This is a genomic window from Reichenbachiella carrageenanivorans (assembly GCF_025639805.1).
In the GTDB taxonomy this organism is placed as follows: Bacteria; Bacteroidota; Bacteroidia; order Cytophagales; family Cyclobacteriaceae; genus Reichenbachiella; species Reichenbachiella carrageenanivorans.
In genome coordinates, this window is the sequence record NZ_CP106735.1 from 3,305,922 (window position 1) to 3,325,933 (window position 20,012).

General features: G+C 41.3%; 18 protein-coding genes. 13 read left to right on the forward strand and 5 right to left on the reverse strand.

Annotated elements, in window-relative coordinates; translation table 11 throughout:
• Positions 1-21 precede the first annotated feature (21 nt).
• Positions 22-1,635 (reverse strand): sensor histidine kinase, encoded by a 1,614-nt coding sequence (locus N7E81_RS13230; RefSeq protein WP_263050065.1) that lies wholly within the window; start codon positions 1,633-1,635, stop codon positions 22-24.
• A gap of 219 nt (positions 1,636-1,854) precedes the next feature.
• Between N7E81_RS13230 and N7E81_RS13235 the strand changes: the two genes are divergently transcribed.
• From N7E81_RS13235 to N7E81_RS13260, 6 genes are all read left to right on the forward strand, one after another.
• On the forward strand, positions 1,855-2,739 hold the full coding sequence (locus N7E81_RS13235) for a DMT family transporter (RefSeq protein ID WP_263050066.1): 885 nt from the start codon (positions 1,855-1,857) through the stop codon (positions 2,737-2,739).
• A gap of 102 nt (positions 2,740-2,841) precedes the next feature.
• Positions 2,842-3,429: a cytochrome c nitrite reductase small subunit gene (nrfH, locus tag N7E81_RS13240; RefSeq protein ID WP_263050067.1), complete on the forward strand. Its 588-nt coding sequence runs from the start codon at positions 2,842-2,844 to the stop codon at positions 3,427-3,429.
• 6 nt (positions 3,430-3,435) lie between these two features.
• Positions 3,436-4,740, forward strand: coding sequence for an ammonia-forming cytochrome c nitrite reductase subunit c552 (locus tag N7E81_RS13245; protein WP_263050068.1), 1,305 nt, complete (start codon positions 3,436-3,438; stop codon positions 4,738-4,740).
• Positions 4,691-4,948 carry an ammonia-forming cytochrome c nitrite reductase subunit c552 gene (locus tag N7E81_RS13250; RefSeq protein WP_317624046.1) on the forward strand — a complete coding sequence of 86 codons (258 nt, stop codon included), beginning with the start codon at positions 4,691-4,693 and terminating at the stop codon, positions 4,946-4,948. The genes N7E81_RS13245 and N7E81_RS13250 overlap by 50 nt, the downstream gene beginning before the upstream one ends.
• A 24-nt stretch (positions 4,949-4,972) precedes the next feature.
• Positions 4,973-8,107, forward strand: a complete 3,135-nt coding sequence (ccsA, locus tag N7E81_RS13255) for a cytochrome c biogenesis protein (RefSeq protein ID WP_263050070.1) — start codon at positions 4,973-4,975, stop codon at positions 8,105-8,107.
• Positions 8,108-8,119: 12 nt separating this feature from the next.
• Positions 8,120-8,827 carry a hypothetical protein gene (locus N7E81_RS13260; protein WP_263050071.1) on the forward strand — a complete coding sequence of 236 codons (708 nt, stop codon included), beginning with the start codon at positions 8,120-8,122 and terminating at the stop codon, positions 8,825-8,827.
• Positions 8,828-8,834: 7 nt separating this feature from the next.
• Here the strand turns inward: N7E81_RS13260 and N7E81_RS13265 are convergent, their stop codons facing one another.
• Positions 8,835-9,440, reverse strand: a complete 606-nt coding sequence (locus N7E81_RS13265) for a YkgJ family cysteine cluster protein (protein WP_263050072.1) — start codon at positions 9,438-9,440, stop codon at positions 8,835-8,837.
• A gap of 202 nt (positions 9,441-9,642) precedes the next feature.
• Between N7E81_RS13265 and N7E81_RS13270 the strand changes: the two genes are divergently transcribed.
• On the forward strand, positions 9,643-11,673 hold the full coding sequence (locus tag N7E81_RS13270) for an NADPH-dependent 2,4-dienoyl-CoA reductase (protein ID WP_263050073.1): 2,031 nt from the start codon (positions 9,643-9,645) through the stop codon (positions 11,671-11,673).
• A gap of 46 nt (positions 11,674-11,719) precedes the next feature.
• On the opposite strand, the gene N7E81_RS13275 is transcribed toward N7E81_RS13270, so the two are convergent.
• Positions 11,720-12,385 (reverse strand): hypothetical protein, encoded by a 666-nt coding sequence (locus N7E81_RS13275; protein WP_263050074.1) that lies wholly within the window; start codon positions 12,383-12,385, stop codon positions 11,720-11,722.
• Between the two features lie 181 nt (positions 12,386-12,566).
• Between N7E81_RS13275 and N7E81_RS13280 the strand changes: the two genes are divergently transcribed.
• Entirely contained in the window at positions 12,567-13,817 is a 1,251-nt protein-coding gene (locus N7E81_RS13280) for a competence/damage-inducible protein A (RefSeq protein WP_263050075.1), read from the forward strand.
• A 63-nt stretch (positions 13,818-13,880) separates the two neighbouring features.
• Entirely contained in the window at positions 13,881-15,227 is a 1,347-nt protein-coding gene (locus N7E81_RS13285) for a dihydrolipoamide acetyltransferase family protein (RefSeq protein ID WP_263050076.1), read from the forward strand.
• A gap of 98 nt (positions 15,228-15,325) precedes the next feature.
• Here the strand turns inward: N7E81_RS13285 and N7E81_RS13290 are convergent, their stop codons facing one another.
• Positions 15,326-15,736, reverse strand: a complete 411-nt coding sequence (locus N7E81_RS13290; protein ID WP_263050077.1) for a DUF1987 domain-containing protein — start codon at positions 15,734-15,736, stop codon at positions 15,326-15,328.
• A 337-nt stretch (positions 15,737-16,073) separates the two neighbouring features.
• On the opposite strand from N7E81_RS13290, the gene miaA reads away from it, so the two are divergent.
• Positions 16,074-16,985: a tRNA (adenosine(37)-N6)-dimethylallyltransferase MiaA gene (gene miaA, locus N7E81_RS13295; RefSeq protein ID WP_263050078.1), complete on the forward strand. Its 912-nt coding sequence runs from the start codon at positions 16,074-16,076 to the stop codon at positions 16,983-16,985.
• Between the two features lie 15 nt (positions 16,986-17,000).
• Here miaA and N7E81_RS13300 read toward each other — a convergent pair whose 3' ends face one another.
• Positions 17,001-17,474 carry a C40 family peptidase gene (locus N7E81_RS13300; protein ID WP_263050079.1) on the reverse strand — a complete coding sequence of 158 codons (474 nt, stop codon included), beginning with the start codon at positions 17,472-17,474 and terminating at the stop codon, positions 17,001-17,003.
• Between the two features lie 156 nt (positions 17,475-17,630).
• Between N7E81_RS13300 and N7E81_RS13305 the strand changes: the two genes are divergently transcribed.
• From N7E81_RS13305 to N7E81_RS13315, 3 genes are all read left to right on the forward strand, one after another.
• Positions 17,631-17,912, forward strand: coding sequence for an ATP-dependent Clp protease adaptor ClpS (locus N7E81_RS13305; RefSeq protein WP_263050080.1), 282 nt, complete (start codon positions 17,631-17,633; stop codon positions 17,910-17,912).
• Between the two features lie 8 nt (positions 17,913-17,920).
• Positions 17,921-18,538, forward strand: coding sequence for a recombination mediator RecR (gene recR / locus N7E81_RS13310; RefSeq protein ID WP_263050081.1), 618 nt, complete (start codon positions 17,921-17,923; stop codon positions 18,536-18,538).
• Between the two features lie 188 nt (positions 18,539-18,726).
• Positions 18,727-19,923: a pyridoxal phosphate-dependent aminotransferase gene (locus N7E81_RS13315; RefSeq protein ID WP_263050082.1), complete on the forward strand. Its 1,197-nt coding sequence runs from the start codon at positions 18,727-18,729 to the stop codon at positions 19,921-19,923.
• The last annotated feature ends 89 nt before the right edge of the window (positions 19,924-20,012 follow it).

The following is a 20,012-nucleotide window of genomic DNA, read 5'->3' on the forward strand; positions in this document are numbered from 1 at the left end:
AGGTTTTTGAACTTGAAGAGCTTATTCTTTCGGTAAAATGATTCTGAATTTGGAGCCCTCGTTGAGCTTGCTCTCCACTTCAATTTTCCCGTAGAGTGCATTTACATGATTTTTTACAAGGTATAATCCTAGCCCTCTTCCTTCTTTTTTTCCATCGAGTTTTTCATAGATCAAAAATATTCGATTTTCATTGGTTTCGAGATCAATGCCTATGCCGTTGTCGCATACAGAAAGGATGTAATTGGTGTCTGTTTCCTGATATTTGATTTTTACCTTGGCTTGACCTTCATGCCTTCTGAATTTGATGGCATTATCTACTAAATAGAAGAGAATATTTTTGATGAAATCCGAGACAGATTTGAGCTGTGCATCTGGCATGATGTCAAACTCTACTAGAATGCCGTGGCTTTCAATTACATTTTTGAAATTGACTAATATATCATGTGCCATAGGGAAGAGATCGATCACTTCTCTTAGCTTCTTTTCGCCTTCTCGTACAGTGAGGGTTTGGTTGAGGTCTTTTATGATCAGGTCTAAATTGACCGTGCTTTGCTCGATGAGACCGAGTATTTCTAGATTGTCCGATGTCACTGAAGACTTGTCAAATATTTTAGTCAATCCCATCATGTTAGCTAATGGACTGCGGAGATTATGAGAGATAATAAACGCAAACTCTTCTAGGTCTTTATTTTGTTCTTTTAGTGTTTCTATGAGGTTTGATTTTTCCTTTTCGCTCTCTACCCTGTCACTAATGTCTTGTATGATACCATGCAACTCATTTCCTTCTATCAATGAATTTTGCTCGCCTACAAACGTGCTTCCGTCGCAGCGTTGGAAAGTCATTTGATAATCAGTGAGTTTGCCATTGGCATTGAGTTCGGAAAGCAGTTCGCCACGGTCTACAGGGTTGGTGTATAAGGCAAAACAGTTTTGCTTTAGTAGCTCTTCTTCTGATTCGTAGCCAAACATTTCTACCATGGATTGATTTACAAAAAGCAGTTCGCCTTTTACGTTGGATCTAAAGATGGCTACAGGTAGGCTATCTGCTAATAAATGGTATTTTTTCTTTTCTTGGAATAATGATTTGGAAATCTCTTTTTGAGTTGTGATGTCTTGGGCTGTGCCAAACAAATTGTTTGGTTTTTGGTTCTCATCGAAGATTGCTCTGCCTGTGGCTGCGATATATTTGATGTTGCCAGTATGTGTTTTTATTCTGTATTCCGTGCGGCGGACGATACGTCCGTTGAGGTGGTCTCGCATCGATTGATCAAAAACAGGCCTATCTTCATCAAATATGATTTGCCGTAGTTGGTCTACGTCAGGCCCGTTTTCTGGGTCTAGTTCGAAGATGGTATACATTTCTTCGGACCAAAATATTTCATTGGTCTGAGTGTTCCATTCCCAACTGCCGATCTTTACTTCTTGCTGTGCCTGCCTAAGCATAAACTTCAGGTTTTTATTCTCCTGAAGAAGTTTCTTATTAGGTGGTATTCGCTGCTTGAATCGGCGGTTCCATGCGCCATTATAAATTGAGTACACCCCGCTACTTAATAAAAGCATGCCTAGTAGGGTACTCACCGTACTTTGTATCTCCATAAATGCTACTCTGCGAAACAGGTACAGGTGGATGTACATTTCGCATTTATTAAAAACCTTTTCTTTCTCTTGTCTAATCTATATCAAAAGCATATTCTAGCCAAAGAATCAAATAAAACTTTAAACTGAGCTTGAATAAATAAGTTATAACTAGTTGATAATCAATGTATAAAGCTATTATTATTTTTCATAATCTTTAATGGAGTAAGTTGGTTTTAATTTATAGCTTCGCATTACTTTATAATAGACTGAAGACCAATGAGTAAATCAAGAGTAATCGGAGTAATACTGGCTTTGTTAGGCGTTGTACTTTTTTCCGCTAAGGCAGTGATCGTAAAAATGGCTTACCAGTATCCTGTCGATGCTGTCTCATTGCTTTTACTTCGTATGTTATTCGCCTTGCCCATGTATCTGGTAGTGGCTGTAGTGAAGCGACCAAAAGATCAAGCCGCCATGACCAAAGGAGTGTATCTATGGATTATAGGATTGGGAATAGTCGGCTACTATTTGGCCAGTTTGTTCGACTTTTTAGGGCTTGTCTATATCAAAGCTAGTCTCGAGCGGATTATCCTTTTTGTGTATCCTACTATTGTACTTTTTATATCTAGGGTATTTTTCAAAAAACAGATTACACGTCGTCAGTTGATCGCTATTGTGCTCACCTACCTTGGGATTGTTTTGGCGTTTGTCTTAGAGTTGAGACTGGATGGAGAAGGACTGATGATGGGTGTAGGACTGATCTTCTTGAGTGCCGTTACTTACGCTTCTTATATAGCCGGTAGCGGATGGCTTATTCCTAAAATTGGTGCGACAGTTTTTACCTCCTATGCCATGATCATTTCTTGCCTTTGTGTGATCATTCATTACCTATTGGTAGGTGACTTCAATATCACTAATTACCCTACAGAAGTGTATGTGCTAGGCTTTGTGATGGCTGTGTTTTCTACTGTTATTCCTTCTTATTTGGTATCACTGTCCATCAAAATGATTGGGGCATCTAGTTTTGCGATAGTGGCTAGTTTTGGCCCGATCTCTACAATCCTTTTAGCTAATTATTTCTTGGGCGAAAGCATCCATTATTTGCAGTGGGTAGGTACTATATTGGTAATGATTGGAGTGTTCTTTGTGACTAAGAAGGATTAAACAGAAAGCGCGATACATGATAATTGTCACCCGTGTTCTGTTATACTTTTTTATGGGATGGGTGTATATTTATAAGCGAAACGAATACCTAAATTAACTTCCGTGCTCAAAAAAATCATACCACCAGATGAATGGCTAGTGCCCGTGACTGTATTGGTAGGCTTGATCGTGGGGATGGGGTTTTATGTGATACACTTGTCTAAAGCAGAGGCCTACCTATCGGACGATCCAGTAGCGTGTATAAACTGCCATGTGATGACCACTGAGTATGTGACATGGAACCATAGTGCACATCGCAATGTGGCCACTTGCAACGATTGTCATGTTCCTCACGACAATGTCTTTAATAAATATTATTTCAAAGCAAAAGATGGTTTGTATCATGCGTCTGTCTATACACTACGTATAGAGCCGCAGGCCATTACGATGCGCCAACCAAGTAAGGAGGTGGTGCAAAATAACTGTGTACGCTGCCACATGGGGCAGGTCACGGATGTCAAAATGACTGCTTGGGTAGAAAGTCATCAAGAGAGCCGTACCAGCAGACTATGTTGGGAGTGTCATAGAGACACCCCTCATGGTCGTGTGAAGAGCCTGTCCTCGGTAGGACATCAGGTGGAGCCGCTTCCTGTCAATCAGCAGCAAAAGGAATTTATACCCCAATGGATAAAAGATCAACTGAAAAAATAATCAATCATGTCAAAACCTAAAATTAGACCTTGGATATTATTTTCAGCCACAGCAGTGGCTGCCTTTCTATTGAGTATGCTAGCCAATAGCATAATGAACAGAAAGGCCGAGTCAAAGTTTGCTTATGTGCCGCAGGTGATGATCGGTGACAACGAATCTCGAAATGCTGTTTGGGGGGAGAATTTTCCGAGGCAGTATCAGTCATTTCTTCGTACAGCAGATACCTCGTTTGTGAGTTATCAGAATGGAAGCAACGTAACCGATATGCTCGAAAAGAATCCTAACCTAGTCGTGCTTTGGGCAGGCTATGGTTTTTCTAAAGATTATGATGCGCCTCGAGGACATAGTTACGCCATTGCTGATATTCAAAATACATTGCGAACGGGTGGCCCCACCGAGCCAGGGCAAGGGCCGATGCCTGCCACTTGCTGGACGTGTAAGAGCCCAGATATCCCAAGGTTGATGAATGAAATAGGAATTGATGAATTTTATAAAGGAGCATGGTACGACAAGGGCGCAGAGGTGAATAATGCCATTGGTTGTGCAGATTGTCACAATCCCAAAACCATGAGCTTGAGAATAACCCGGCCTGCATTGATTGAAGCTTTCGAAGCTAGAGGAGAGGATATCAATCAAGCTTCTTATCAAGAAATGCGCTCGCTAGTATGTGCGCAGTGTCATGTAGAGTATTATTTCAATAAAAAAATCCCAGGTAAGGAAGGGATTCCTTATCTCGTTTTTCCTTGGAAAGATGGCATGACTGTAGATGCCGCGGAGCAATATTATGACGATATGGATTTTGCTGATTGGACACATGCAATCAGTAAAGCACCCATGCTCAAAGCTCAGCATCCAGGATATGAACTGTACAAACAAGGTGTGCATGCCAAGCGAGGTGTGTCTTGTGCGGATTGCCACATGCCGTATAAAACAGAAGGAGGGCAGAAGTATACCGATCATCATATTCGATCTCCACTAGACAATGTGACCAATTCTTGTCAGGTGTGCCATAGACAGGAAAAGTCAGACTTGGTAGGTGATGTATATGAACGACAGAAAAAAATAAAATCCAATGTAGAGGTGCTAGAACAACAGTTAGTACTTTTGCACGTAGAAGCTGGCAAGGCTTGGGAACTAGGAGCCACACAAGCAAATATGGAGGATATCCTTATGGATATTCGTCATGCGCAGTGGCGCTGGGATTATGCTGTAGCTTCAGCATGGTGGGTCGTTTCACGCTCCAGTAGAAGTAAGCAGGATCGTGGCTTCGGCTATTCATGTGGCTCAAAATGGGCGTTTGAAATTAGCTAGGCTGTTGTCTTCTTTGGGTTATAATGAAGTGATACCACTTCCTGATATTTCTACTAAGGCGAAAGCACAGGAATATATTGGGTTGGACATGGAAGAGTTGGAAAAAGAAAAAGACTATTTCAAAGAGAATATCATTCCTAAATGGTTGGAAGAAGCAAAGCAAAGAGAAGAAAAATTGGAAGTTGAATCAGTTTCACTAAACAATTGAGTAGAGGAATAATATAAAATGGTATTGAAATTTTTAAAACCACTGTTTTCAAATAAGTTGACAACAGTGCTCTTGGTTGTATATGCATTTACAATGGCATATGCCACTTTTCTAGAAAATGACTTTGGCACGCAGGCCGTGCTGTCTATTATCTATAAAGCTTGGTGGTTTGAAGTGATCATGATTTTACTAGCAGTCAATTTTGCTGGCAATATTTGGAGATACAAACTTTATCGAAAGGAAAAAATATCAATTCTGACTTTTCACGTAGCTTTCATCATTATTTTGATAGGAGCATTTGTGACACGCTATGTGAGTTTTGAAGGCTTGATGCACATCCGAGAAGGTGAATCTGTCAATGAAATCGTATCGCAAGATAGGTACTTGCAGATCGAGGTAAAAAAAGGAGAGGAGATAGAGAAGTACGAAAAGAAACTGAACCTCTCCGTGTTCAAGCAGCCCAATTTGATGATCCAAATGGGAGCGGCGGATGAAATCACGATAGAACCTAAAGCATTTGTGCCACAGGCCGAGCAGCAAGTGGTGCCCTCCGAAACTGGATCTACGGTACTCAAACTGGTGACTACCTCTGGCGATGGACGCGAAAACTTGTATTTGGCCTCTGGAGGAGCACTACTGATCAACAATTATCCAGTCACATTCGATCGGCCTGTAGATGGAGCCATCAATATTTTCAGCAAAGGAGAAGAGTTGTATATCCAGTCTCCATTCGAAATGAATTTTATGGTGATGGCTACGCAGACTGCTGGCATGTTGCCTAAAGATTCATTGATGCCCTTGAAGACACGCGCATTGTATCGAAGTGAAAATACGCAATTTGTGATACCAGAAGTCTATGACAAAAGTGCTATCGTGTATATGTCGGCCAAAGACCAAGAAAAAGGTAAAATGCTCGATGATCTACTGTTTGTTAAAATCAAATCTGATGACAGATCGCAGGAGATTTTGCTTAGCTCATTCGATGGCAATTTTAGCGAAAAGCAGCATTTAGAAATTGGAGAATATCATGTAGATATTAGCTATGGACCCAAGCCGATTGAGGTGCCTTTCTCTATTGAGCTTAGAGATTTTCAGTTGGATAGATACCCTGGGTCTACCAGCCCGTCCTCGTATGCGAGTGAGGTTACGGTTATCGATGGAGATACCTCTTTTCCTTATCGGATTTATATGAACAATGTCTTGGACTATGAGGGATATAGGTTTTTTCAAGCATCTTATGATAGCGATGCGAAAGGCACGGTACTCTCTGTGAATCAGGACTTTTGGGGAACCAACATTACTTATGTCGGATATACATTGATGACTTTAGGGATGCTCCTTACTTTGTTTGGGAAATATTCTAGATTTCAAACGATCAATAAAAAGTTAAGTCAATTGAAAGCTAAAAAAACAATGGCAACAGTGCTGCTTGTCTTGCTCGGGTGGACGACCACATATGCGCAAGAAGGGCATAGTAAATTCAATTTTGCACAGTCGCTCCTTACCAATGAAATAGATAAAACACATGCAAGCCAGTTTGGTGATTTGCTTGTGCAAGACATGGACGGGCGGATCAAGCCGATCAATACTTTAGGCTCAGAGTTTTTGAGAAAAGTACATGGGAAGTCATCTTTCAAGGTGTCTACGGGCGATTACACAGCCAAGCTCAATAGCGATCAGGTTTTTCTAATGATGCACGTCAATCCATTGGTCTGGCAGCAAGTGCCTGTGATCAAGGTAGATCCTGATGGAGGTAAAGAGATCATGGAAGTGATCGGGAAGCATGAAGACAAGTATTATTCCTTTATCGACTTCCTAGACAAGGAGGGTAACTACCTGTTGTCCGACATGGTAGATGAAGCCAGTCGTAAAAAGCCAGCTCTTCAGAATGCGTTTGATAAGGAGCTGATCAAAGTAGATGAGCGGTTCAATGTCTTTTTTCAGGGACTCACGGGGCACTACCTTAAAATATTCCCATTAGAGGGCGACCCTGCTCATACTTGGTATGCAGATAAGTTTGAGCAGCCCATTTTCACAGGAGAAGATTCGGTCTTTGTGAAAAAAATCATGCCCATGTACTACCAAAGCATCATGGAATCTGTACGCGAAAAAGATTGGTCTAAGGCAGACGAAATCTTAGGATACATCAAAAAGTATCAAGATATAAAAGGTGTAGATGTGATCCCTGATAGTAGTGTCATCAAGGCAGAATTACTGTACAATAAATTGAGACTGTTCAACCACCTATTTTCCTTCCTTTGGTTATCGGGTATTGCCTTATTGGTAGTGGCTATTATGCAAATATTCAAATCCGAGTCCAAAGCTATTTTGTTGACAAATAAAGTGTTGACAGGTTTGGTGTTTGTAGGCTTTCTAGCCTTGACATTCAACCTAGGATTGAGATGGTATGCATCAGATCATGCACCATGGAGCAATGGCTACGAAATGATCATTCTGGTAGGATGGGGCTTGCTCTTCTTTGCTTTTGTCTTCTACAAAAGATCGAATTTTGTGGTACCACTTGGTGCCTTGTTTTCAGGGACATTATTGTTTGTGGCATTCTTGGATTGGCTCAACCCTGAGATCACCAACTTGGTGCCTGTACTCAAGTCTTATTGGCTCAAAATTCACGTGGCTATTATCGTCAGTAGTTATGCCCCATTAGGTTTGTCAGCCTTGCTTGGCTTGCTTACCTTGATTTTTATGATTGTTGATAAAAAGAAAAATCCTAAGATCGCGATCAGCATCAAGGAGATGACTTACATCAATGAGATGTCGATGACCATTGGTCTTTTTTTACTCACTATTGGTACTTTCCTTGGTGGTGTTTGGGCTAACGAATCTTGGGGACGTTATTGGGGGTGGGATCCAAAAGAAACTTGGGCACTGATCTCCGTTATCGTGTATGCTACTGTGCTTCACCTGAGACTCATTCCGAAGCTCAATGATACCTATGTGTTTAATACAGCTAGTGTGGTGGCATTTTTCTCGATCATCATGACTTCCTTCGGAGTCAATTACTATTTGTCTGGATTACATTCGTATGCTAAAGGAGACCCATTGCCAGTACCTACATTTGTGTATTATACAGTAGCTATTATTATAGCCATATGTACATGGGCTTATTTTGCTAACAAGAAGAGTAAAGCGATGCAGTAACTGACCGTTTAAATGTTTGAGACGGAATTAGAAAAAATAATTGTACGTTTTGATCGCTTAGTGTCCGAAAGACAAGAGCTTTTAGAACAAAAAAAATCTCAGGAGTTGAGAATTCAAGAGGCTCAATCCAAATTAGGATGGAAGAGTAGATTGTTTGGTCTCAATAATGAATCAATCAGTACGTTGCAAGAGCAACTGAAATCTGTTGATAAAAAAGTAAGAGAGCTAAATCAACACCGAGTGTTAATCAGGAAAGAACTTTCAAAAATACTTGAAGTTCATCGGCCTGATTATCGTAAAATGCTAGAAGATCGACGCGTATTTTATCGCTTATATAAAGATTGTATACGTTTAGATGGAGTAGTTCGAAAAGCCCGTCAAGGTATTGTTGATGCTTTGTTTTTTTTGAGTTGGGAAAGGTTGCTCAACCATCCTGAAGCAAATTCAAAGTTGAAACAGTTTAAAAAAGAGATTTCAAAATTTCAAACCAGTTTACAAGAAGCTGAAACATTGACAGGAGACAAAGCCCTAATCAACTATCGGCTTAACGAATCATTAGGGTATGCAACACAAGAAGAGGCTATGCAGAGCTTCAATAAACTTTTAAGTCAAACCCAGTCGATCAAATCATGGACAGACCAGTATCTGACTCGCTCAAAATCAGCCATTCAATTTTACCGGAATCAATTCTTGCCAGAAGAGCTAAAAATGAATGAGTAAATAAGTACTAAGCGGCATTGTAGCCCTTGGGAAATGGTCGGTAAGCGTAGTGTTGCAGCACTTCTTCAATAGCCACTATCAATGCCTCATTAATAGGTAAAATCATATTACCTAGTTTGATGTCGATTTGAGCTAGACGCATATAATAGTCTGTGAAAATAGGTACTTTCAACCCCTGGTTAATAGCCGAGACTACCTCATTGTAATTGTCCTTTTGTCCTTCTTTTATGATTTTGCAAGTAGCCAATGTGAGTTGTCCTAGCTTGTTTCTGCTGGCTCCATAGCCAAACAACCTGCACATCAGTCCTCTGTGTATATAGTCGCCACAGTTGCCATGGTTTTGATCTGTGATAGATAGTGGGTTGTAGATATGACAAATCGAAAGGGAGGATTGCTCAAGAGCCAACAAGGTATCGTCTATTTGTCTGGTTTTAAATAAATGAAAAGCCCATGGTAGAAACTCTAATGGCGATACGCTAATGTCAGGTTTTGAGCAGCATTTGCCACAGCCTGAGAGACAGTGCAAATTAGCATGTGTATTAAATGTCAATATTTCCTGATCGAGTTGTCTAAACAATCGCTGGATTGACTTCACCTTCCGTACTATAGACATAGAATTTTAGGTAAAGCTACGCTGAGAAATATCAATGTGATGAATTCTTGTAGTTTTTGTTTTACAACAAGTATAACCCTGCTGGTATCTAAAATAGGCGTACTGCATATAGTATGCATGCATAATAAAAGGACATTCGTTTCATCAAGTCAATAAATACCATTAAAATTAAGGTTAGGCACTCAACCCAAAAAAAGAAACCATGGCGCACGATAAGTACCCTCATTTATTCGAACCTCTTGATTTAGGATTTACCACACTCAAAAACAGGGCTTTGATGGGTTCTATGCATACAGGGCTCGAAGAAACTAAAAATGGTTTTGAACGAATGGCTACTTACTTTGGTGAGCGAGCTAAGGGAGGAGTAGGGCTCATTGTGACGGGTGGGGTTTCCCCAAATAGACAAGGGTGGGTGGCGCCTTTTTCTGCTCGGATGACTAAAACCATTCATGCCAAAAGACATCAGGTCGTAACAGAGCGGGTACATGAGTTCGATGGCAAAATATGCATGCAAATCCTGCATGCAGGTCGCTATGGCTATCATCCACTGAATGTAGCCCCATCAGCTATCAAATCTCCCATTACGCCTTTTAAGCCCTTTGCCTTGTCTGATGGTGGTATTCGAAATACCATCAGTGATTTTGCTCGGTGTGCAGCATTGGCGAGAGAAGCGGGCTACGATGGTGTGGAGGTCATGGGCTCCGAAGGCTATCTTATCAATCAGTTTATTGCACAGCATACCAACAAGCGAACAGACCGCTGGGGAGGGAGTTACGAAAACCGTATGCGTTTTCCGATAGAGGTAGTCAAAGCAGTCCGAAAGGCTGTAGGAGATGATTTTATCATCATCTATAGATTGTCGATGTTGGACTTGATACCACAGGGCAGCCAATGGGCAGAAGTGGTTCAGCTCGCCAAAGAAATAGAAAAAGCAGGTGCCACCATGATCAATACAGGTATTGGATGGCACGAGGCCAGAATACCGACGATAGCTACGATGGTGCCTAGAGGTGCTTTTACTTGGGTGACCAAAAAAATGAAAGGGGAAGTAGATATTCCACTGATCACTACGAATAGAATCAATAAACCAGATGTAGCCGAGACTATATTGGCTAATGGAGATGCGGATATGGTATCGATGGCTCGTCCTTTTTTGGCGGATGCCGAATTGATGCTCAAATCGGAGGAGGGCAGAGAAGATGAAATCAATACATGTATAGGGTGCAATCAGGCCTGTTTGGACCATGTGTTTAAAAACAAATTGTCAAGCTGCTTGGTCAATCCACGGGCTTGTCACGAAACCGAACTCAATTATTTGCCAGCTTTTAGCCAGAAGAAGATCGCAGTAGTAGGTGCTGGTCCAGCAGGGCTGGCGTATGCCACAATCGCTGCAGAGCGAGGACATACGGTCACACTATTCGATGCAGCCAGCGAAATAGGTGGGCAATTCAATATGGCTAAAAAAGTACCAGGCAAGGAGGAGTTCTACGAAACCATAAGATATTTCAATAAACGTATAGCGCTCACTGGTGTGAACTTGCAACTCAATACTAAAGTGGATGTAGCGTTGCTATCAAATGAGAATTATGACGAAGTGATTGTGGCTACTGGAGTCAACCCTAGAAACCCAGGTATTGATGGGCAGGATCACCCTAAGGTGCTCTCTTATATAGAAGTATTGAGAGATGAGAAACCAGTAGGCAATAAAGTCGCTATCATCGGAGCGGGAGGAATAGGGTTTGATGTAGCGGAGTACCTGAGTCAGGAAGGCGAGAGTCCTAGTTTGAATGTAGAAGACTTCATGCACGAATGGGGAGTGGATACTAAAAATGAACAGCGCGGTGGTTTGACCTCTCCAGAAATGCCCAAAGCGAAGCGTGAAATAGTGATGCTACAAAGATCAGAGGGTAAGATGGGCGCTCGGTTGGGTAAGACCACAGGGTGGATACATCGTACCACACTCAAACACAAGCAGGTGCGAATGATTACGCATGTGACCTATGATAAGATAGATGATCAGGGATTGCATATTACAGTGAAAGGAAAAGAGAAACATGTCTTAGAGGTAGATCATGTGATTCTTTGTGCTGGACAATTGCCTGAAAACTCGTTAGTTGTAGGCCTCGAAGCCAGTGGAGTGAAGGTAACGAAGATAGGAGGAGCAGATGTAGCAGCTGAACTAGATGCCAAGCGAGCCATCAATCAGGCTAGTCGATTAGCAGCAGAGCTTTAACATAAAGAAAGAGTCCATATTAATGCGATATGGACTCTTTGTGTTTTTAGTCTTTCACTATGAATTTTTGCTTAGAAACCTTCTTGCTCAGTTTTTTGGCAAACTTGGCAATAGCTTCCTCTTCTTCTCGTGGGTCTACTCGCATCAGAATATCATCGGTCATTAGCTGTTTGGCTTCATTGATGTGATAAATGTCTGATTGAATCTCCATCCGAGTAGATGACACCGCATCAAAGTAATTGCCAAACTCATAGTCACCCCAAGAATAGGTTTGTCCTCCTCCAATTACTACACCACTGCTATTGGCTGAGGTAAAACCAGCACCTGTGTATTGTGATCTTTGATTGTAAGAGTATCCGTTTTCTTCTTTGGAATCAACCAATCGTACAACCAATACGCCATCAGCACCATGCTTGTGACAGACCGCAAGGACTTCATCTTTATTCAATCGATCGGAACCCACTAATCTGGTTTTGTAACTAGATACTGTAGAGATACCGTAATCGCCCAAATCATAACCCAATTCGTCTTCCAAGGTAATTCGGTTTTCTTTGGTTCGAACCAAAACGATAAGGAGTAGTTTGTTGATTTTTTCTTCAGTCTTAGGTCCCTTTTTTACCACCTCCAAACGAGGAGCATTGGCTTGAGCCAATGAGTAAGTCAGACTAACAAGTAGCAGGCAAAGGATCAAATGTTTTGTCGTGTTCTTCATTTCATATTTCAAATAAGCCTCAATATTAGTCAATACGTGGCATTCAAGGGTGTGTTTTATTGAAAATATGAGAATTAGAAAGGAGTGCCTGGACTTAAAGAGACAAGCAAATCGTACACCGATATGAAACCTTTTTCTACTAATACGTTTATCTTCGGGCGGTTTTAAAATAAGAAGACAAATGAAGGAGATATATGCCGAGGTGCTCACCATTGGTGATGAGCTATTGTATGGACAAATTTTAGATACCAATACCAAATGGGTCAGTCAAGAGTTGGACGATATAGGCATTAAGGTCAGAAGAAAAATCTCTATCGGAGATAAAAAACAGGAGATTCTAGAGGCACTTGACGAATGTCTGAAGCGCTCAGATATCGTTTTGATCACAGGGGGATTGGGACCTACCAAAGATGATATTACTAAAAAGACACTGGCAGAGTATTTTGATATGGAGCTAGCACTAGACCCTAGTGCATTAGAAGATGTAGAAGATATTTTTAAACGATTTGGGAAAGCACTTACCGAAATCAATCGTCAGCAGGCTTTTTTGCCAGAAGGTTGTAAGAAGATAAAAAATGAAAGAGGGACTGCTCCTGGAATGTGGTTTGAGCAAGGGCGAAAAGTAGTAGTGTCTATGCCAGGAGTACCTTTCGAAATGGAGGCCATGATGGCTAAGACTATTTTGCCTAAGCTAAAAAAACACTATACGCTACCAGTAATCGTACATAAAGTCATCAAGACAATAGGTATCGGAGAGTCTTGGTTGGCAGAGGAGATTAGTAGTTGGGAAGATGCACTGCCAGATCACTTGGGACTGGCTTATCTTCCTGGCAAAGGTCAGGTGCGTTTGCGTTTGACTGGAGTGGGAGAAAGCCGAGAAGAAGTTGAGACTGAAATGGATCAGCAAATCAACGAAGTGCTACCTAAAATCAAATCTTATGTGTATGGGTTTGGAGACATACAGATAGAAGATGCCGTGGGCGAACTACTCAAATCCCAGTCGCTTACCATCAGTACTGCGGAGAGTTGCACGGGTGGTTTTTTAGCTCATCGCCTGACTTCCGTGCCAGGCAGTTCAGAGTATTACTTAGGATCGGTCGTATCCTATCACAACGACATCAAAAAAGAGACTCTAGGTGTAGAAGAAAAAACACTAGAAGCATATGGAGCTGTGAGTGAAGAAACTGCCTCCGAAATGGCCGTTGGCATTCGTAAAAAGTTCAAAACTGATATAGGAATTTCTACGACAGGCATTGCTGGCCCTGATGGTGGTACAGAAGAAAAACCTGTGGGTACGGTTTGGTTGGCAATATCCTTTGGTAAAAATGTGTTCACGCGTAAAATTCAGTTGCCTGGAACACGGATTCTCAATATAGAATATACGGCTATTCATGCACTCAATTTCCTACGCCAAACCCTTGAAAAACCATGATTATTAGCCCTAAATCCAGTAACTTAGCCACTGATTAGATTCCGAAAACCGTAACAAAACATTATGGCCTTAGTAGAAATGATAATGCCCAAAATGGGTGAAAGTATTATGGAAGGAACCATCCTTTCGTGGCTCAAGAAAGTAGGAGATACCATCGAGCAGGATGAGTCTGTATTGGAGGTAGCTACCGATAAGGTAGATACTGAAGTGCCTTCTATTCATGCTGGTGTATTAAAGGAAATTTTGGCTAATGAAGGAGATGTAGTAGAAGTAGGCAAGGCCATTGCAATCATTGCTACTGATGGGGCGGAAGTATCGGCACCAGTCAAGCCTGAGGTTGTTGAAGAAAAGGTCGAAGAAAAAGCAGAGGCCCTAGTGGCTGAGGCTATAGCTTCTCATTCTGCCAGTGCAGCTCCTGCTCCTGTATTCGAAAAATCTACATCTGGAAAATTCTATTCCCCTCTCGTGTTGAATATCGCTAGAGAAGAAGGTATTCCTATGGCAGAACTGGAAGCATTGGCTGGTACAGGCAAAGAAGGAAGAGTGACTAAGAAAGATATTTTGGCCTATGTCAAATCTAGAGGCTCTAATGGCTCTCCTGTGCAGGCAGATACAGCGACCATTGCTAATAATGGTAGCGAATCAGCTGCACCTGTAGCTAATAGACCTGCTGCTATAGCGGCAGCAACGAAGTTTACAGGCGAAGATGAGATCATTGTTATGGACAGGATGCGTAAGATGATTGCAGAGCGTATGCTAAGTTCAAAACAGACGTCGCCTCATGTAACGTCGTTTGTGGAAGCAGATGTGACCGAATTGGTGAAATGGAGAGGAAAAGTAAAAAATGGCTTCATGGAGCGCGAAGGACAGGCACTTACCTTCACACCTATTTTTATAGAAGCTGTGGTCATGGCAATCAAAGACTACCCGATGATCAACGTACAGGTAGATGGGGATAAAATCATTCGAAAAGGATCGATCAATGTAGGTATGGCAGTGGCCTTACCTTCAGGTAATTTGATCGTGCCTGTCATTCATAATGCAGACCAGTTGAGTCTCAAAGGCATTACCATCAAGGTAAATGATCTAGCTAGAAGAAGTAGAGACAATAAACTGACACCAGACGATCTGAGCGGAGGTACATATACAATATCTAATGTGGGTTCATTTGGCAATGTTATGGGTACGCCTATTATCGTGCAGCCACAAGTGGGAATCATGGCTTTAGGAGCGATTGTGAAAAAACCAAGCGTAGTGGAAACCCCGCAAGGCGATTTGATTGGTATTCGTCATAAGATGTTTTTGTCGCACTCCTATGATCATCGAGTTGTAGATGGGGCACTCGGAGGGATGTTTGTACGAAGAGTGGCAGACTACTTAGAGAAATTTGATACTTCAAGAACAATATAATTGAACCTAGTATCAAGCAAAATCGGTTATCATTATTGATGATAACCGATTTTTTGTGTCGTAGTCTTCTCAGTTAGTTGGAGAACGATTGAATGCTGTTAATCAAACTGTGTTTCCACGTAGTTGAATTCTATACCTAGTAAATCGGCATAGTCTTCACCCGCTTCGAGCATATCTTCATCGTCTTCCTCGTAGTACCAATTGATAGAGAGTTTAAATCCTTTTTCTTTTACAAGATTTAATTTCCTGAAAATATCAAACAAACACTTGGATGAGCTGGTATTGAAATACTCGAATTTGAAATTGGCGATAAGGTTTTGCGTGCAATTTTGTCCAAATTCTTCCAAGTCACCGATGAGCTGGCTGTAGAATTGTATCGAATTTTCAGGACTTGATTTGCCTCTGAGCTCTAGCAACCCACGGTTGGGGTCGAAATATATTAGGGGTGTGATTCTAGTTGGCCTAACAATTAATTTTTCCATAAATCCTCCATCTTCTTTTCCCGCCAAAAGGCTAGTTGGTTGTGCCTGTTCTTCGCATATCGAAATACCAAAGTTTGCTTATTGATTTTACATGAGGTAATGGTGTAGAAAAGGGGATTTGGACAGATGTCTGTATATAACCTTTTCGCATAGTACAATTTTTCTTCGTCTGCTGCTAGACAGTTTCGATATTTTGTACAAAGCATACCGTTCTACCTTCTGGCTAATATATTCTTTTAGGTTTAAAATAGAAATAGAATAGATAAAATGTTTATTCATCATTTTGATACTGAATAGTAAATCTTTAGTTGATAATAACCAGACTTTTTATTCTTGAGATTGCTGCTTCATTTATCTTTGAGCGATGAGCAAACAAAATCTTTTGGTGGTAGTAGTGGGACCTACAGCAGTAGGGAAGACAGGGCTTACAATTGCTTTGGCTCAGCATTTTGGTGGCGACATCATATCTTGTGATTCTCGTCAGTTTTACCGAGAGATGGAAATAGGTACGGCCAAGCCCAGTCCAGAAGAATTGGCGCAAGCGTCTCACCATTTTGTAAATACCCACTCTATACATGATGATTATGATGCGGGTGCTTTTGCTGATGAGGCTGAGTGTTTGCTGGCTGATCTATTCAAGAAACAACAGGTGCAGTTTATGGTGGGAGGCTCGGGTTTATACGTCAAGGCATTTTGTGATGGTTTGGATAAAATGCCTGAGACGGACTTAGTACTAAGAGCGACACTCAATAAACAGCTAGCTGAAGAGGGACTGGAGGGTTTGCTTGCGGAGCTACAGTCTGCTGATCCAGTTTATTACGATCAGGTGGATCGCAAAAATCCACAGCGTGTATTGAGAGGTTTAGAAGTGATACGTTCTACAGGGTTGCCATATTCATATTTTCGTCAGGGAAAAACGACAAAAACACACGCATTTAAAATATTGAAAATTGGTTTGGAAATAGAGCGACCTGTTTTGTATGATCGAATAGATCAACGAATGGATGAAATGATAACCCAGGGTTTGTTTGAAGAGGCTCAAGTACTCTATCCTTATCGGCACAAAAATGCTTTGCACACAGTGGGCTATACTGAAATATTTGGCTATCTCGAGGGGCGGTATGATCAGAAGGAGGCTGTGCGGCTGCTCAAGCGCAACTCCAGACGATATGCCAAACGACAAATGACGTGGTTTAAAAGAGAGGAGGAAATCGTCTGGTTTAAACCTAATCAACTCGAAGAAATCATTAATAGGATAGAGCGGCAGATTGACTAATCTTTCGATGGACGGCTATCGGATGACTCTTCTGAAAGCCTTTACACTTTTTTTGTAGTAATCTGCATTTAGGTCAGATACAACTACACCTCTAGAGGTAGAAGCATGGATAAAATATATGCCGTCTGGTGTTACTGAAGTGATCATGCCGCTATGATACCATTTTTCACCTTTTGATTTGAACTTGAAAAAAACGATGTCTCCTTGACGCAAGCTAGGCCAACCGACCTTTTTGCCGTATTTGGATTGTGCTTGTGCCGTTCTGGGGATTTTATAACCAGCACCTGCAAAGGAATTTTGCATTAGTGCAGAGCAATCTATACCATTTTTGGATGTGCCACCGTATTTGTAGGGAGTGCCTGTATAGGTGTAGGCCGTGTCCACTACTTTTTGAATGTCAGTTTGTCTTCTTCGTTTCTTATTTTGTGCTACGGTCTGTCCTCCGATAAGTAGAAGAATAAGAACCAGTAGCCATCCAGTTTTTTGCATAGATCAAATTTTAACTTGGCCAATCAGTAATAATGCCAAATTTACTATCTCGTGTTTTTAACGTGGAAATCTGTTCAGGAATTTTACAATAATTATCTTTGTTGAAATTTTGTTTCTAAATAGAATCAAAATAGTATTTTAAAAAAAAGTAAAATTATGTCTTGGCAATTTGAAGAAGAAGAGCTCGTAGATGTATTGGAAGATGAGCAAGAAGACGAGGGTCGTACCCTTGTGGTGTTCAATGATGAAGTTAACTCGTTTGATCATGTGATTGAAACCTTGGTGAAGGTGTGCAAGCATGAGCGGCACCAAGCGGAACAGTGTACTTATATTATCCATTTCAAAGGGAAGTGCCTAGTGAAAAAGGGCACATACGATATGTTGAAACCCATGAGAGAAGGGATTGTAGACGCTGGTATCAATGCGGTGATTAATTAAAAAACTGAATGGAATTTCCAAGTGAATTGATAGAAGAGGCTGTAAAGGAAATTTCCAAATTGCCTGGTATAGGAAAAAAAACAGCTCTCAGACTGGCGCTTCATCTTCTCAAAGAAAAAGAAGCAGCGACTCAGTCGCTTACAGAATCTCTCCTCAGGCTAAGAAAAGATACCCAATACTGTGGGACTTGTCATGTGATCTCTCACACTACAGATTGTACTTGCCGAACCATAAATAGAGATGTGTCAGTGATTTGTGTAGTCGTAGATACACCAGATCTGTTGGCTATTAGGAGTACTGGGCAATATCAGGGTATGTTTCATGTGCTGGGAGGGGTGATCTCGCCTATCGAAGGCATAGGGCCAGAGGATCTGCATATACAATCGTTAGTGGATCGTATCCAAGCTGCTAATGGAGAAGTCAAGGAAGTGATATTGGCCTTGAGTGCCACCATGGAAGGAGACACTACTTGTTTTTACCTTTCGAGAAAGCTGGAAGGTACTGGCGTTAAAATATCAACTATAGCGAGGGGTATTCCCGTAGGAGGAGAACTGGAGTATGCGGACGAAGTAACACTTGGCCGCAGTATTGTGACCCGAACGAACTATTCTTCTGGAAGTTTGTAGTCTCTCTTTTACATTTAAGAATTTCTAGTCTTAGTCATTCAAATCTATTCCTATACAGCGAGCGGATGACGATCAGTAGATTTTTGAACATATTTTAACGCAGGTGTTAAAATTTATAACCTAATCGCTGTGCGATTGGTACAGACGTTATCTACTTTTGCTCCATATAATTACAAGAAATTCAATCAATGGAACACGTATCGGATAGAATCAAAAACATGGCAGAATCTGCCACTTTAGCCATGGCTGCCAAAGCCAGAGAATTCAAAGAAAAAGGAATAGACGTGATTAGCTTGAGTCTGGGAGAACCAGATTTCAAAACGCCTAAGCACATCCAAGAAGGCGCTAAAGAAGCCATTGATTCTGAAAAGTATTTTGCATACCCTCCAGTTAATGGTTATTTAGATTTGCGTCAAGCTATTTCTAAAAAATTCAAAGAAGAAAATGGGCTAGACTATGACCCCGGACAGATTGTGGTATCAAATGGAGCCAAGCAGTCTATCGTGAATGTGATGATGTCATTGGTCAATCCTGGAGATGAGGTAATTGTGCTTGCGCCATTCTGGGTAAGCTATACCGCAGCTGTAGAAATGGCTGAAGGTGTACCAGTAATCGTAAAAGGAGGTTTGGAAGATGACTTTAAAGCAACTGCTGCGCAAGTAAAAGCAGCGATGACTGAGAAGACTAGAGCAATCATTTTTTCATCTCCTTGTAATCCTACAGGTTCGGTATTTACTAAAGAAGAACTGTCGGCTTTAGCTGATGTAGTGAAAGAACAAGAAGGTGTGTATGTGATCTCTGATGAGATCTATGAGCACATCAACTTCTCAGGTGCACATGCAAGTATCGGTGCATTGCCTGGGATGCAAGACCGAACCATTACTATCAACGGTATGGCCAAAGGTTTTGCTATGACAGGCTGGAGAGTTGGGTACATAGGTGCTCCGACTTGGTTGGCCAAAGCATGTAACAAAATTCAAGGACAAGTAACTTCTGCAAACTGTAGCATTGCGCAACGCGCCACACTTACAGCCTTGACCACAGACTTGGGGCCTACACGTGCCATGGCTGAACAGTATCACAAAAGAAGAGCGTTGGTTTATGATTTGCTCAATGATATTCCTGGTGTAAAAACGAACATGCCACAAGGGGCATTTTATTTCTTTCCAGACGTAAGCAGCTACTTTGGCAAGTCTGATGGTAAGACTACTATCAAAGATGCCAACGAATTATGTTTATACTTGTTAAGCGAATCGCATGTTTCTCTGGTATCAGGTGAGGACTTCGGAAATGCAAACTGTGTAAGATTGTCTTACGCGGCATCTGAAGAAAACCTGAAAGAAGCTTTGAAAAGAATAAAAGAAACGCTCGCTAAGTTGAGCTAAACAATACCCTTAGAAAGGATTGCTGTGTATCAGCAATCCTTCTTTTCCTTCTCTTATTTGGACTGATTTAGTTAGTTTTAACCCTTCAA